Below are 15,018 nucleotides of genomic sequence, written 5' to 3'. Positions count from 1 at the left end.
TGTGTCAAACGGAAGGAAGTAATCAATCATGATTTGTACAGTTCAACATATAAGCAAAATGCTCGGTGGGAATAGTATTTTTGAAGACTTAGTATTAGATATTAAAACAGGAGACCGTTTAGGAATCGTTGGACGTAATGGTTCTGGAAAGACAACTTTATTTAAACTGATTGCAGGAGTAGAATCGCCAGACCAAGGGAAAATTCATTTTAAGAAAGGGACTAAAATTGGGTATTTAGCTCAAATTCCATTATTTTCAGAAGAAATTACAGGTCAGGACATATTAGCCCAAGCATTTAATCATTTACTTGTTTTACAGAGTCAAATGCAAGAGCTTGAAAATAGTATGGCCAATGCAACATCGGAGCAATTAGAAAGATGCTTAGTTCAATATGGAGATGTGCAAGAACGCTTCACACTAGCAGATGGTTATAGTATGCAAGCACAAATTGAGATGGTCATTAATGGACTTCAATTAAATGATTTTGTAGAACAGCCCTTTAACAGTCTTAGTGGTGGGGAAAAGACGAAAATTATGCTTGGTCAATTGCTTTTGACGAAGCCAGATTTACTACTATTAGATGAACCGACGAATCATTTGGATTTGTTTGCTGTAGAATGGTTAGAGCAATATTTAGTCGACTACACAGGGACAGTTGTGATAATATCGCATGATCGCTATTTTTTAGATAAAGTTGTGACGAAAATTGTAGATTTAGAGCAAGGTGAGCTGCAAGTTTATCATTGTAGTTATTCAGACTTTTGTGTTGAAAAGGAAGCGCGTCTTATGCGGGAGTTTCAACAATACGAAGAACAACAAAAGAAGATGAAGAAGATGCGTGAAGCAATCAAACGTATGAGACAATGGGCGAATGAAGCCACTCCACCGAATGAGGCAATGCATCGACGTGCGCGTAATATGGAGCGAGCTCTAGAACGTATTGAAAAACTTCGCAAGCCAATTATTGATCCTAAAAAAATGAATCTATCGTTTGAAGCGGCGCCTCGCAGTGGGAAGGAAGTTGCCATACTAGAAAATGTCACAAAAGCTTTTGGAGATAAAGTATTACTCAGAAATGTAAATTTACAACTTCTATGGCAAGAACATATGGCAATCGTAGGGCGCAATGGTACAGGAAAATCTACTATCTTGAATATGTTACTGAATAAGACAACGATAGACACGGGAACATGTAAGTTAGGTAGCCAAGTGAAAATTGGCTATCTATCACAGCATTTTCAAATTGATAAGCCTAAAGCGCGTCTCATTGATGTTTTCCGTGATGAAGTTTCTGTCACTGAAGTTGATGCTCGTCATATTTTAGCTAAATTTATGTTTTACGGAGTAGATGTTTTTAAGAGAATTGCAGATTTAAGTGGTGGTGAACGTATGCGACTTAGATTGGCACAGCTCATGCATCAAGACGTCAATTTACTGATCTTAGATGAACCGACAAATCATTTAGATATAGAATCAAGGGAAGTACTAGAAGACGCGTTAGAAGACTTTAAAGGTACTATTTTAGCTATTTCTCATGATCGCTTCTTTTTAAATAAATTGTTTACAAGAACAGTGTGGCTTGAGAATCGGAAGTTAATAACATATGAGGGTCCGTACGACTGGGCACGACAAAAGTTTAATGAGAAACAAGCTCTTAACTCACCACAGTCTATAAAACAAGAGAAAAAAACATCTCCAAAAGTAAAAGTAATAAAAAATGATACAAATAAAGAACAAGAAATTGCAAAGATTGAAGCTACTATAAAACAACTGAATCAGAAAATTCATCAAGAGCAGGATTGGAGTTTATATGAACAACTAATAGCTGAGAAAGAAAGAGCAGAGCAGCAACTAGAAGTTTTATTGGAGCAATGGATGGAAGAATTAGAATGAGCATAAAAATAGCCCTTGATTACATAATGTAATCGAGGGCTAAAATCATTAGTCTTGGGCTATACAATTATCTTCTTAACTCAGATATGGTTACAAATTCATAACCTTGTTTTTGTAAGTAAGCTAAAACAGAGTCTAAACCTTGAGCTGTTGTAGGTTGAATATCATGCATTAAAATAATAGCGCCATCATGACTATACTGTTTGACCATAGTCAATAGTGTTTTAGGATTACGATGTTTCCAATCAAGTGTATCAACATCCCATAAGATAACTGGTAGTTTATTTTGTGAACGCACTCTCTCGTTGATTGAACCATAAGGTGGACGGAATAACGTTGGTTTTTCTCCCGTAGCTCTTTTAATTTCCTCATTGGTGCGGTTGATTTCAGCTTTAATCTTCTTATTTGAAAGAGTGACTAAATTTGTATGTGAAAATGAGTGATTGCCAATTTCATGTCCAGCACTCGCAACTTTTTTAGCAAGCTTTTGATTGTACATTGCTTGGCTTCCAAGCATGAAGAACGTTGCCTTTGCATTGTATTTCTTAAGCGTTTTTAAGATTTTCGGTGTTACTTTTGCGTTAGGCCCATCATCAAATGTTAATGCAATTTGTTTCTTTCTTGTACCATCTGGATTTATTCCTGCCATTTTGAACGGTTTAGCCAGTATACTATTTACAGAAGAAAGTGGTATCTTAATCTTAGAGATAGCATTACTATTATCGGACAGTTTCGCTCCGTCAAAATAAATGTATAAAGAGCTATCAGTTAAAGAAAAATGCTTATAATTTGAATACGTAGGTGCTATAGCATTTTTTAACTTTGTTGTATTGATATATGTTTTAAACTGGTCATCACTTTTTATCTGTTTTTCAACAAAAGGTATAAGTTTTGACAGATTATTTTCGTTTTTAATAACGTTGTTTAAAAACAACTGTTTCTTATTTTTTTTATCATACATAAAGGTTTGGATTGTTTTTTCTTTACTTCCTGTGCCTTTATATGTATTTTGAGTTAAAACAAACGAGTAGTAATTCTTTTTATGATACAAAGTTTTAAATGTTATTGTTAACTTACCAACTTTATTTGCATCATTTTGGAGTACTTCCTCCATGCTAGCTAAGTAGGTATCGCGCGTCTTATAAACGGCATCTTTCATAACTTTGTTGAATTCTTTATCTTCAGTTTGAGGATATTCAATTGAATAGGGCATACGATGGTCTTCTGAAATAATAGAGGCAATTTTTATACCGGTATATTTCGAATCCTTTGTTTGATGCTCAGGTGGTGCTGCTAAAGCGACCCCATTTGTTACTGAAGATTCTTTGTCGTTTTTTGGTACTAAAAAAAAGAAAAGCAAAACAGCAGATAGTGCTAAAACACTACAAATTAATATTGTGTCAATCCAAAGCCCTCTTTTTTTAGGGCGTGATGTGGTCATTTCCCCAAGACCTCCTTTAAAACTATTATGTGTTCTATTCTATACGATTAGACGGCGAAGTGGCGCGAAAAGTTTTGAATTTATGTTAAAAAATCATCTTTTGTTGAAAAATAAGTAAAAATGACGCAAAAGAGGCATTTTGCCATGCAAGATATTACATTTTTTTACTAATAATTGGTCTTACATAACGTATTTTTGGTGAATTTTGTTTATGAAGGGCAGGAGAAAGCCGTGATTGAAATGGAAGAAGAGGAACTTGCGATAGATTGTTTTCTTCTAGCTGGAAGATTACTTATGCAAAGTGGAGCAGAAACGTATCGTGCTGAAGATACGATGTTACGTATGGCGAATTCCCAAGGATTAACATCCGCGCAGAGTTTTGTGACACCTACAGGAATAATATTTTCAGCTGGTCATAAAAGGCCAACAAGAATTGTTCAAATACCAAGACGCTCGACAGATTTAGAGAAAATTGCGCTTGTAAATGGTGTATCACGTCGATTAACTGCAGAGCAAATTACTTTGTCAGAGGCGTTTGAGGAATTACAACGAATAGATCGTTCAAATTTATATTTCCCGACATGGCTTCAAATAGTCGCTTCGGCTATTGCAAGTGGATGTTTTTTGATATTATTTGAAGGTGTTTGGAAGGATGTTCCTGCAGCGATTTTAGCTGGCGGAATTGGTTTTTTGCTTTTTGTTTTAATGCATGAGTTAACAAAGGTAAAGTTTTTTGCAGAATTCACAGCTGCATTGTTTGTAGGTATTACAGCGTTTATAACAGTAAAATTGGGAATAGGTATCCAAATAGATAAAATTATTATTGCTTCTGTGATGCCGTTAGTACCAGGCTTACTTATTGCAAATGCAGTGCGGGACTTGATGGCAGGACATTTTGTATCCGGAGTAGCTAAAGGAACGGAAGCTTTTTTAACGGCATTTGCGATCGGTGCGGGTGTTGCACTAGTATTGTCATTTTAGGAGGAATACTATGTTTTGGGTCACCCAAGGAGTTCTTAGTTTTTTAGCAACAGCTGGTTTTGGAATTATTTTTAATGCACCTAAAAAAACTCTATTCCATTGTGGGTTAGTGGGAGCCATCGGATGGCTAATATACTATTCTCTATTGAAGCATGGTATGGATGCTGTATTAGCTTCATTTGCGGGTTCGTTTGTTATTTCGATTGTGGCACATATGTTGGCAAGACGTTTTAAAATGCCGATGATTATCTTTAGCGTTGCTGGTATTATTCCTCTCGTACCTGGGGGAATGGCTTACAATGCAATGAGACATGTCGTTGAAAATGAATATCTTGAAAGCATTCAATATGCAGCAAGGGCATTCATTATTACAGGTGCCATTGTTATGGGGCTTGTCTTCGCAGAGGTGTTTATGCAACTCATTTTCAATGTAATACGCAAACGTAAGGCAAAAGCGTTACAAAATGAAATTTAAAGAGATAAATGGCCATCGCTAATTTGAGCGATGGCCATCTTTTATTTACGAACTGTATTTATTGAAATAAATATAAGAAATTATTTTAAAAGGTTTTCAACCTCTTTAGGTGTAATAGGATGGCTAATATGATAGCCTTGTGCTGCATCACAGCCAAATGATGTAAGTAATTCGAGTTGCTCTGCTGTTTCAACCCCCTCAGCTAAAACACGCATATTGATAGATTTTCCAAATTGGATCATACCTTGTATTAATTTTTGCGCTTTCTTCTGATATTGAAGTGTTGAAATAAATGTTTGGTCAATTTTAATTTCAGCTAATGGTAAGAGTTGCATGAATCGGAAAGATGCATATCCTGTACCAAAGTCATCAAGGACGAAGACAATACCGTCAGCTTCTAATTGCTTCATCTGTTGAATTATAGAAGTTTCGGCTTCAGCTTCTAAAGCAAATTTTTCTGTAATTTCAATTTGCAATAGTTTAGCAGGACAATTTGTTTTCTCTAATACTTTTCTAATATGTTGTACCATGTTTTTATCACGGAATTCTCGTACAGATGAGTTAATACTTACTTTTAAATCTAAGCCTTTTTTGTGCCAAGCTACTGCTTGTAAACAAGCTTGTTCAAGCATAAAAGCGCCAATATCATTAATCAAACCAGTTTCTTCGGCGATTGGGATTAAGACATCTGGTGTAACGATACCAATTTCCTCGTCTTCCCAACGTACGAGGGCTTCTACACCAGTAATATTACCTGTCTCTAAATTTAACTGGGGTTGATAGAGTACTTTTAAGTTCTTTTTATCCAGAGCGATTAGTAGGCGCTTTTCAATAATGGCCTTTGTACTAAGTGCTTTATGATCAGCTTTTGTTAAACTAATAATATTGCCCCCACCATCAGAACGCACTTTAGAAATTGCTGCATGTGAAGCTTTCACTAAATGTGAGAATGATGACTGATCTTCAGGGTATTTTGTAATACCTCCGCTAATTGAAAGTGGTAGTGCACGATTGTTTACATAAATAGGGTGTTGTTTTAGATAGGCAAGGAAACCTTGGATAAACCATTCACCAAGTGGAGTTAATACGACAAATTCATCTATACCGACTCGAGCCATTGTGCTATCTTGGAAATATATCTTCATACGGTTTGTGAATTCCTGTAAAAGGACGATTTCTGTTTGTTCATCATAAATTTCCTTCAAAGAGTAAAATTTATCAATGCTTAGGTAAACAAATGTAAAGTGATTCTTTTCTTGAATCATGTCAGTGACAATTTGTTCTAAACGATAGCGATTCATTAAACCAGTCTCTTGATCGATATAAGCGATTTTTTCTAAGCGGTTTTGTAGCAATTTTTTTTCTGTAATATCATTTTCGAGCAGTATAAAGTAGGAAGGGTTTTTGCATGTCACGAAAATCGGGATAGCCGTTAAATCGACCCAATAGGATAAACCGTCTTTCGACATTTTTTCAACTTCGCCCTTCCAAGCCTTGCCGTTTTTAAGGGATGTCCAAATGTTATTTGCATCAGCAGTTCCGTCATCTGTTTGAGGGAACATTTGCCAAAATGTTTTGCCTATAATTCGTTTTGGTGTCCATTTGCTCCGTTTTAAGAAATTGTTGTTTGCGAAATTGATTAAACCTTCTTGATCCATCGTTAACATCATAAAGGAGGATTCCAATCCTGATTTCAAGCTAATTAATTCTTGATAAGGTGATGGGTCTTTTTGAATCTCATCTGTCATTTCAAAATGGAAAAATACATAACGCTCGTTTTCGATAGTAAATGCTTTTGCTAAAGCAGACGAAAAGATAGCTTCTTTATTTTTTGCTATGAATGCCATTTTATCGAAATGGAAAGGTTCAGGAGAACGTAAAAGCTTTGTCCATCCTTCTTTATGTAGGCCTGATTTCTCTGCTTCAATGAAGGGGGTAAATTTACCAAGGACTTCATCCGCAGAATAGCCGAAAGTTTTTTCGGCTTGGCGATTCCATGCTGCTACGATTCCTTCATGATTAACAATCATCATTGGAAATGGCATTTGGTTCAAAACTGAATTGGCTGTACTAAAAATTGTTTGAGTTTCATTCATGCATGCGACGACTCCTTGAAATTACTATATCTATCATTATAGTGAAAAGATTGTCATCCGTCATTAGTAATAGGTAATGTATATAAAAGAAATTCAGAATTATATATTAATATTAGTGATATATAAAGGATAAAATGGGTAGAAATATGCAAAAAAATATTCAAAATACAGTAAAATATAATCACTATGGAGGGGTTCGGTAATGAATCATCAGTCACATAGATTAAGAGGGATAATTCTGATTATTTCTGGAGCGATGCTTTGGGGTGCTACTGGGCCGCTTATGGAGTGGGTATTATCTAATAGTGAGTTAACTGTACCGTTTATGCTAACAGTCCGCCTCGTTTTGGCAGGTATAATACTATTGTCCTTTTTATTGATAACTAAAAAAGATGTAACAAGTATTTGGAGATATCCTGTTTGGTGGAGGAAATTAGTCATATTTGGCGTTTTAGGAATGCTTGGAGTGCAATATTCATTCGTAGCAGCTATTGATGCTAGTAATGCAGTTGTAGCCACATTACTACAATTTTTGGCACCTATTTTCATTATTATTTTTGTTTCAATCTCATATCGCAAATGGCCACCAAAATACCAAGTATTAGGTATTCTAGGGACGCTTGTTGGTTTGTTTTTATTACTCACTAATGCTTCCTTTGAGACATTGCTCGTAAGTTCTGAAGCTCTTTTATGGGGAGTTGTGGTTGGGTTAACATTTGCTTTTTATACTTTATATCCTGCAGCTATTATGAAGGAATGGGGTGTACTTATTGTAGTAGGATGGGGAATGCTAATCGGTGGTATTGTACTAGGTGTAATTTCGCGAGTCTGGAGTTCAGATGAATGGAGCCTATTGTTAGACCCGAAAATTGCATTAATGCTAACTGCTATTATTTTCTTTGGAACAGCTGCCTTTGTATTGTTTTTAAGTAGTATGAAATATATAACAGCTGTAGAAACAAGTGTGTTGTCGAGTATGGAACCATTAACAGCTATGATCATTTCTGTTATTTGGTTAGGAAGAACACTAGCAATATGGCAAATTGTAGGAATCGTAATTATGCTTGTTTGTGTGACATGGCTTTCCATTGAAGGGGATAAGCAACAAGCAGATGAATAAATTTGGATAAAAAATAAATACCACTGTGTTTTTAAAGAGGTTTTTTATTAGATACTAAATTAGTGTGAAAAATTGTATTATCTATTTCGAAGCTCATTACTTATAAATTGCCTCTTTCACTTTTGGAGTGAAGGGGTTTTTTTTAGATATTTATGAGTAAAAAAAATTTATCATATTATCATTCAAAATATTTCGAGTTTTTATAGCACAAGTTATGTCTATTTTGTGGCATAATAAGGAATAATTAAATAAATTTCGAGAGACGAAATGAATGTGGGGGTTATACCATGAAGACAATGTTTTCATACATAAAACCATACAAATGGTTCGCTGTTATTGCTATTTCGCTCATGCTTGTAGAGCTTGCTGTTGAATTAATGCAACCATTAATTATCAAGAAAATTATTGATGATGGAATCGTTTTACAAGATTCTGCAACTGTTTGGTTATGGGGTAGCATAATGATGTTGATAGCTTTCCTTGGCTTTATTGCAGGTATTACGAATTCATTTTTTTCAGCACATGCATCACAAAGCTTTGCCTTTGATTTGCGAAATGCATTGTTTAAAAAAGTACAATCATTTACAATGACGACGTTTTTGAGGTTTCCAACGGCTGGACTTATTACGCGCTTAACAAGTGATGTATCTCAAGTACAACAGGTCTTATTTATGAGTCTAAGAGTCATGCTACGTACGCCTCTTGTTGTGATTGGTAGTTTAATAATGGCGTTTTATGTGAAGCCATCATTAGCCGTATATCTTGTAATAGGTGCACCGTTTTTAGCTATTTTCTTATTATTAATGGTTCGGAAAGGTATTACATATTTCTCATCCGTTCAAAAGCGTGTTGACCGAGTCAATCGTGTTATTCAAGAGAATTTACAAGCGATGCGTTTAGTAAAAGCCTATTTGCGTGGTATGTACGAAGCGAGTAGGTTTGAAAAAGTAGCGAATGCTTTGAAGGTAGATACCTCTAAAGCATTACGAACGATGGAGTATATTCAGCCCATATTGCTGTTTGTTATGAACGTTAGCTTGCTTGTGGTTCTTTGGTTTGGAGCGGGAAAAATTGAGCAAGGAGAAACACAGATCGGTGAGCTTGTAGCGATAGTCAACTATGCATTACGTATGACAGGGGCATTTTCAATGTTTTCATTTATTATCGTATTTATTTCACGAGCGAAAGCATCAGCGGATCGCATGGAGGAAGTATTGTTAATTGAAGAAGGCTTAGAAGATGATGAGATGGATAAAGGATTACTGGAAGTTCGACAACGTGGGACTCTACGTTTTGACAACGTTTCTTTTAAATATCCACAGACAGATGATTTCGTGTTGCGTAATATCTCTTTTAAATGTGAGCAAGGTGAAAAGTTAGCTATTATGGGTGCGACTGGCTCAGGTAAATCGACATTGCTACAGCTATTACCTCGTTTTTACGATACGACGTCTGGGGATATCTTTGTGGATGGAGAGAATGTGAAAAACTGGTCTTTAGAAAAGTTGCGTGAAGAGATTGGTTATGTACCACAGCGGGCATTGTTATTCACAGGTTCTATCCACGATAACGTAACATGGGGCAATACAGCTGCTTCAATTGAACAAGTGCAAGAGGCAACAATACAGGCACAAATCCATGATTCAATTCAGCATTTTCCAAATGACTACGAAACTAGAGTTGGTCAAAAGGGAGTAAACTTATCAGGTGGTCAAAAACAACGATTATCAATTGCTAGGGCATTAATACGTAAACCAGAATTTTTGATTTTAGATGATAGTACGAGTGCACTAGATGTCAAAACAGAATCGGCATTATGGAGTGCTCTAGAGGGTGAAGATGCAACAATGCTAGTGGTGACACAGAAAATTCGCACAGCAAAAGGAGCAGACCGAATTTTGCTTCTAGAAGACGGATTAGTTTCAGCATTTGGTACTCATGAAGAATTGATGGAAAGTTCTATATTATATCGGAAAATTGCGACTTCACAACAAGAGCAGGGGGTGGATGATAATGCTTAAAGCAATTCGAGAACCTTTTGGCTATAAAAATATTTTGACGAAAGAAGATATACAAAAGAAGCGCAATAAAAAGGTGGATCGTGCAACAAATTGGGGTTCAACGCTAGGACATATTTGGCGTATTGTGGATGAACAACGTGCGCTATTAATTATTGTTCTATTCATGGTAGTAGCGAGCTCGGTATTCTCATTACTAGGTCCTTATTTGATTGGGAAAATTATTGATAACCACATTATGAAGGCTCAGTTTGCAGGTTTGTCTAAGCTAATATTTGGTTTGATAGCCATTTATATAGGTTTGTCATTATCATTGTTTCTCCAAAACTATTGGATGATTGGTATTGCACAACAAACGATTTATCGCATGCGTACAGGTCTATTCACTAAGCTGCAGAAGTTACCAATTTCCTTTTTTGATAAGCGACAACATGGCGAGTTAATGAGTCGTATGACAAATGATATTGAGAATGTTAGTTCGACCTTGAATAGTACATTTATTCAAGTATTTTCAAGTGTTTTAACATTAGTTGGGACATTAGTTGTTATGTTGTCAATGAGTCCATTATTAACACTTTTGACGATGATCATTATTCCAGTAATGTTCGTAGCTACAAGATGGATTACACGCCGTACTGGCAAATTATTTAAAGAACAGCAGCGTGCATTAGGGGCATTAAATGGGATGATTGAGGAGTCGATTTCAGGACAACGAATTGTTAAGGCTTTTTCTCAAGAGCCGCGTATGATTGAAGAGTTTGCAGAGAAAAGCACTAAGTTACGACAAATTGGCTTTTGGTCTAACGTATACTCAGGTGGCATTCCAAAGGTCATGAACCTATTAAATAATGCAAGCTTTGCCATTGTTGCGGGAGTCGGTGGTTTATTAGCGTTGAAGGGTCAAGTTACAATTGGGACGATTGTGATATTTTCAGAATATGCGCGTCAGTTTACACGTCCTCTAAACGATTTGGCGAATCAGTTTAATAATGTTTTGTCTGCAATTGCAGGAGCAGAACGCGTTTTTGGGATTATGAACGAAGAGGAAGAGAAGGATTTAGCCTCAGATAAAGTAATCCATCAACTACAAGGTGATGTAAAGTTCAACAACGTCTCTTTCAAATATGAACAAACAGATGCAACGCATACGATAAAAAATGTTAGCTTTCACGTAGAGGCAGGACAAACAGCTGCTTTAGTCGGTGCTACGGGGGCTGGTAAAACAACAATTTTACAGTTACTCGCACGTTACTATGAAGTAAATAATGGTGAAATTACTATTGACGATACACCTATTCAAGCAATATCACGTCAAAATTTGCGCAGTCAAATGGCATTTGTTTTACAAGATCCGTTTTTATTTGAAGAAACAGTTAGAGAAAATATTCGATATGGTCAATTAAATGCAACAGATGAAGAAGTGGAGGAAGCCGCACGTAAGGCTAATGCTCATGATTTCATTATGAAATTGAAGAATGGTTACGATACATTTCTGACTGCTGATGGTGCTGAAATAAGCCAAGGTCAAAAGCAGTTATTGTCTATAGCAAGAGCGCTTGTTGCAGACCCTGTAATCCTATTGTTAGATGAGGCAACGAGTAGCATTGATACTGTAACAGAGTTGAAAATTCAAGAAGCTCTAGAACGTTTAATGAAAGGGCGCACAAGCTTTGTAATTGCTCATCGATTGAATACAGTACGCCAAGCTGACATCGTCTTTGTCATGCAACAAGGCGAGCTTGTTGAAGCAGGTACCCAGCAAGAGTTAACTGAAAAACAAGGGATTTATTATAAAATGTTAGAAGAATCAAATGCATAACTGTTTGGTAGATAGAAAAGGCATTCATCCATTTCAAATGGACGAATGCCTTTTTTGTTTATGTGGTAAATAGCTTGCCCTTAAAAAGAAGTGGGCGTTTTGCACGAATATCTCCGATAAAGAATAATCCGTAAGGGATGAATTTCTTTATAACTAAAGAGCCTATAATAGATACTCCCAGACATAGAACAGTATATCCAACGAGATCGTAGTCAAAGAAATTATTCATCTGTTTATCTACCGAAATATGCATATACATAATAGTGATTGACTGCATTTCGATAAAATTCAACGATTTCAATGGTGTGAAGCGCGTAATAAATTGGAATATACCGAAAATGGTAATGATAAAGATGAAAGGGATGACAAGGTCCAATAAGGCGTGATTGTAACGAATAAACTTCAAGCTTAAATGATAGTCAAATTGATCTATCCAAGCTAGACGCATTACCAAGAGAGAACTAACTGTACAAACTGTCCATAAGGGCAAACGTATGTGTAAGAACAAATCCTTTGCATAATAGCCAATGGCGAAGTAGACCAAAGTTATGAGCGTAACATCTAAATTCCATAGTATAGGAATTGTTTGTGCAGCTTCAGCTGAAGAGCCGCCAATAATATCTATTACATAGTAACTTTGGATATGCGCGATAATATAGCAAATTGCAAGTACAAGAAATTGATAGAATCGGTTTAAATATTTTGTTAGTAATAAGAATAATAAGTAAGTAAAGAATAAGACTGTTGTAAACCAAAATACACCGTAAGATCCGCGTGCATAACGTCCACCAATAATGAGCGTACTTAAATCCTCCATATACCATGAAATATCGGTATTTCCATAAGCGAATGCCAATATATAACGAATGCATGTAATAACCAATAGGAAAAAGAAATAGGGAACCATCAATTGCATAAATCGTTTTTTAACAGCTTTACGAATAGGCTCGTCCTTTGATAACGGTTTGAAAAATAATCCACTCAGTACAAAGAAAGCGGGCATGTGGAACCAATAAATATATTGTAAAAGAGGGTAATCCAAGTCGCCAGGAAAATGACCTATTACTACTAATATCATTAAAAATCCCTTTGTCACATCAACCCAAGTTAAGCGTTGTTTTGTCATTGTAAAACCTCCATCTCGATATTCTATACCCCTAAAAAGCCAAATGATAGTCGCTTAATTTGATAATTTGTTATCATTTAGATGACAAAACAATTACAACAAGGTGGTTTCAATTTGAATATTTTTATAATGAAAGCAACATATCCTATTGATGGTGAAACTTATCAAGAAGTTTTACAATTATTGAGAAAAGCTGAACTTGAAGATAAACTAAATTACAAAGTGGTGATGAACGAAAGTAGCTGGTGCAACCCAGAGGCATATGGCTTTCTAGTGCTGGCTTATGATGATGACAAGGACGAACTTGTTGGTGTAGCTAGTGCAGTTGATACGATGGGGTTCAATACTTTTGAATGGTCAGCAGTTGTAGCTCCTATGTATCGTGGGATGGGAATTGGTAAGCTACTAGTTGGGAGCATTGCAACTGGATTTAATGAACGTAATACTGTTGGAGAATTAGCTCTTACATTAAACGGTGACGAAGGTCGTAAATTCATCGAAGAGCAAGGCTATGAATATAGTTTTTCAGAAGCAACACTACAGGCATCTGCTGAATATACAGACGTTCTTAGAGACTTAACAATTCGCTTATATAATGGAGAACGCGATGCACTTGTTCCTATTTTTGAATCTGCATTTGATGATACTCCAGAAGATACAGATCATCTAATCTCTACGAATACGACAACAGAGGGACGCGTGTTATGGGTTGCGGAAAAAGCGGGTGTAGTTGTTGGTACTGTGACTTCAGTTGAAGAGAATGATGTCCAGTGGGTAACTGCTTTAGCAGTACATCCTGATTTCCAACGTCAAGGAATAGGAGCTGCACTTTTAGCATGGGTCAAAAATGTTGCTTCTAAAAAAGGGCAATCGACAGTATTACTTGATGTTGAGATTGAAAATGAACAAGCGCTATCTGTTTATGAAAGAGCTGGATTTTCGAAAATACAGCAAGTAGATTATTTTGCGAAAAAATAATCACTAGAAAAGAGCAGAAGGGGATTATTAGATGAAAATCATATGTTTTGGAGATAGTATTACAGCACGAAAAGAAAACTATCCAAAACCAGTGTTAACATCCATGCTAAAGTTGAAAATGAAACAGCATCAATTTATTAATGCTGGAGTATCTGGTAATACAACGGAGCAAGCTAGAGTTCGTTTTCAGAAAGATGTACTTTCAAAAAATCCTGATGTTGTAACAGTATTATTTGGTGGAAACGATTCTGCAAAGCATAAATTAATACCGATAGGCACGTTTAAATCTAATATTCGCTACTTTGTTCAGCAAATTGGAGCTGATCGAACTATTCTTATTACATCTCCGCCAGTCGATGAAGCATTACAACCAAATCGTAAAAATCAAAGGCTAAAGAAATACGGCCAAGCAGTCAAAGATGTCGCGGAAGAAACAGGATGTCATGTCATTGATTTTTTTGACATTCTCTACAGTAGGGTAAACTACAAGGAGCTTTTGGTCGGTATAAAAAACGATGGGTTACACTTCGGAGAAGCTGGTTACGAAATGTTATCAGACGCGATAATAGTAGAATTAAATAAAATGGAAGATGTGAGTAAAGTGGGTTTTTTCAAAAGAATTTGGAGCATCTTTAAATAATCCGAAGAATACCAAGCAAATAATAAATTGCTTGGTATTTTTAATTTACTAAATCATTTTAAGAGGTGTTTAAAATCATAAGTCATTTAAGGATAGTTGTAGTGCGATAATAATCTGGATATCATAAATCATTTATTTTATAAAATTCAAAATAAAAATTTGAAATCAATAATAATTTTTACTAAAAATATACATATTTAGTCGATAATATTCATAAACTAATGGTAATGTTAAAGGAATACAAAAACCATCGCAAAGGGGAGATCTACAATGAGATTACCTGCACTAGGAAAAGTCGATGAAAAAAACGAAAAGCAATTAGTAAAAGAGAAAAAGGGCATCCGCCGAAAGATAATGAATATATTCTCTAAAAAACAAAATTATTATCCTCTCTCTGCGAGGAAATAAAAAGAGGCTTCCAATTGTCGGC

General features: G+C 35.7%; 12 protein-coding genes. 9 read left to right on the top strand and 3 right to left on the bottom strand.

All coding sequences use genetic code 11. The features are described from left to right. The first annotated feature begins 28 nt into the window (after positions 1 to 28). On the top strand, positions 29 to 1,894 hold the full coding sequence (abc-f, locus tag MKY02_RS19730) for a ribosomal protection-like ABC-F family protein (protein ID WP_340711634.1): 1,866 nt from the start codon (positions 29 to 31) through the stop codon (positions 1,892 to 1,894). 67 nt (positions 1,895 to 1,961) lie between these two features. Here the strand turns inward: abc-f and MKY02_RS19725 are convergent, their stop codons facing one another. After that, on the bottom strand, positions 1,962 to 3,335 hold the full coding sequence (locus tag MKY02_RS19725; protein WP_038180338.1) for a polysaccharide deacetylase family protein: 1,374 nt from the start codon (positions 3,333 to 3,335) through the stop codon (positions 1,962 to 1,964). A gap of 240 nt (positions 3,336 to 3,575) precedes the next feature. On the opposite strand from MKY02_RS19725, the gene MKY02_RS19720 reads away from it, so the two are divergent. Further along, positions 3,576 to 4,316, top strand: a complete 741-nt coding sequence (locus MKY02_RS19720) for a threonine/serine exporter family protein (protein ID WP_038180892.1) — start codon at positions 3,576 to 3,578, stop codon at positions 4,314 to 4,316. A gap of 10 nt (positions 4,317 to 4,326) precedes the next feature. After that, complete coding sequence (locus MKY02_RS19715; protein ID WP_038180337.1) at positions 4,327 to 4,791, top strand: threonine/serine exporter family protein; 465 nt, start codon at positions 4,327 to 4,329, stop codon at positions 4,789 to 4,791. A gap of 80 nt (positions 4,792 to 4,871) precedes the next feature. Here the strand turns inward: MKY02_RS19715 and MKY02_RS19710 are convergent, their stop codons facing one another. Continuing rightward, the gene (locus MKY02_RS19710) at positions 4,872 to 6,887 is read right to left on the bottom strand and encodes a sensor domain-containing protein (protein ID WP_038180336.1); all 2,016 of its coding nucleotides are present in this window, start codon (positions 6,885 to 6,887) and stop codon (positions 4,872 to 4,874) included. A 202-nt stretch (positions 6,888 to 7,089) separates the two neighbouring features. Here MKY02_RS19710 and MKY02_RS19705 point away from each other — a divergent pair, with 202 nt between their 5' ends. From MKY02_RS19705 to MKY02_RS19695, 3 genes are all read left to right on the top strand, one after another. After that, the gene (locus MKY02_RS19705; protein ID WP_038180334.1) at positions 7,090 to 8,007 is read left to right on the top strand and encodes a DMT family transporter; all 918 of its coding nucleotides are present in this window, start codon (positions 7,090 to 7,092) and stop codon (positions 8,005 to 8,007) included. A 287-nt stretch (positions 8,008 to 8,294) separates the two neighbouring features. Next, positions 8,295 to 10,028 carry an ABC transporter ATP-binding protein gene (locus tag MKY02_RS19700; RefSeq protein ID WP_038180331.1) on the top strand — a complete coding sequence of 578 codons (1,734 nt, stop codon included), beginning with the start codon at positions 8,295 to 8,297 and terminating at the stop codon, positions 10,026 to 10,028. Further along, entirely contained in the window at positions 10,021 to 11,844 is a 1,824-nt protein-coding gene (locus MKY02_RS19695) for an ABC transporter ATP-binding protein (RefSeq protein WP_038180330.1), read from the top strand. The genes MKY02_RS19700 and MKY02_RS19695 overlap by 8 nt, the downstream gene beginning before the upstream one ends. 58 nt (positions 11,845 to 11,902) lie before the next feature. On the opposite strand, the gene MKY02_RS19690 is transcribed toward MKY02_RS19695, so the two are convergent. Then, positions 11,903 to 12,970: an acyltransferase family protein gene (locus MKY02_RS19690; RefSeq protein ID WP_076034263.1), complete on the bottom strand. Its 1,068-nt coding sequence runs from the start codon at positions 12,968 to 12,970 to the stop codon at positions 11,903 to 11,905. A 114-nt stretch (positions 12,971 to 13,084) separates the two neighbouring features. Between MKY02_RS19690 and MKY02_RS19685 the strand changes: the two genes are divergently transcribed. The 3 genes from MKY02_RS19685 (at position 13,085) to MKY02_RS19675 (ending at position 14,996) form a co-directional block, all read left to right on the top strand. After that, positions 13,085 to 13,948, top strand: a complete 864-nt coding sequence (locus MKY02_RS19685; protein ID WP_076034264.1) for a GNAT family N-acetyltransferase — start codon at positions 13,085 to 13,087, stop codon at positions 13,946 to 13,948. A gap of 31 nt (positions 13,949 to 13,979) precedes the next feature. After that, complete coding sequence (locus MKY02_RS19680) at positions 13,980 to 14,588, top strand: GDSL-type esterase/lipase family protein (protein ID WP_340711633.1); 609 nt, start codon at positions 13,980 to 13,982, stop codon at positions 14,586 to 14,588. A 270-nt stretch (positions 14,589 to 14,858) separates the two neighbouring features. Continuing rightward, positions 14,859 to 14,996: a hypothetical protein gene (locus tag MKY02_RS19675; protein WP_155981159.1), complete on the top strand. Its 138-nt coding sequence runs from the start codon at positions 14,859 to 14,861 to the stop codon at positions 14,994 to 14,996. The last annotated feature ends 22 nt before the right edge of the window (positions 14,997 to 15,018 follow it).

Origin of the sequence: Viridibacillus sp. FSL R5-0888 (genome assembly GCF_038009105.1) — a bacterium.
Taxonomy (GTDB): Bacteria; Bacillota; Bacilli; order Bacillales_A; family Planococcaceae; genus Viridibacillus; species Viridibacillus arenosi.
Note: the sequence above shows the minus strand (reverse complement) of the source record. Positions and strands in the feature narration are given on the sequence as shown.

Excerpts from the sequence above, each read along its gene's own strand:
- MKY02_RS19725 (WP_038180338.1), bottom strand. The coding sequence starts at position 3,335 with ATGACCACATCACGCCCTAAAAAAAGAGGGCTTTGGATTGACACAATA.
- MKY02_RS19715 (WP_038180337.1), top strand. The coding sequence starts at position 4,327 with ATGTTTTGGGTCACCCAAGGAGTTCTTAGTTTTTTAGCAACAGCTGGT.
- abc-f (WP_340711634.1), top strand. The coding sequence starts at position 29 with ATGATTTGTACAGTTCAACATATAAGCAAAATGCTCGGTGGGAATAGT.
- MKY02_RS19675 (WP_155981159.1), top strand. The coding sequence starts at position 14,859 with ATGAGATTACCTGCACTAGGAAAAGTCGATGAAAAAAACGAAAAGCAA.
- MKY02_RS19695 (WP_038180330.1), top strand. The coding sequence starts at position 10,021 with ATGCTTAAAGCAATTCGAGAACCTTTTGGCTATAAAAATATTTTGACG.
- MKY02_RS19710 (WP_038180336.1), bottom strand. The coding sequence starts at position 6,887 with ATGAATGAAACTCAAACAATTTTTAGTACAGCCAATTCAGTTTTGAAC.
- MKY02_RS19705 (WP_038180334.1), top strand. The coding sequence starts at position 7,090 with ATGAATCATCAGTCACATAGATTAAGAGGGATAATTCTGATTATTTCT.
- MKY02_RS19700 (WP_038180331.1), top strand. The coding sequence starts at position 8,295 with ATGAAGACAATGTTTTCATACATAAAACCATACAAATGGTTCGCTGTT.
- MKY02_RS19680 (WP_340711633.1), top strand. The coding sequence starts at position 13,980 with ATGAAAATCATATGTTTTGGAGATAGTATTACAGCACGAAAAGAAAAC.
- MKY02_RS19690 (WP_076034263.1), bottom strand. The coding sequence starts at position 12,970 with ATGACAAAACAACGCTTAACTTGGGTTGATGTGACAAAGGGATTTTTA.
- MKY02_RS19720 (WP_038180892.1), top strand. The coding sequence starts at position 3,576 with ATGGAAGAAGAGGAACTTGCGATAGATTGTTTTCTTCTAGCTGGAAGA.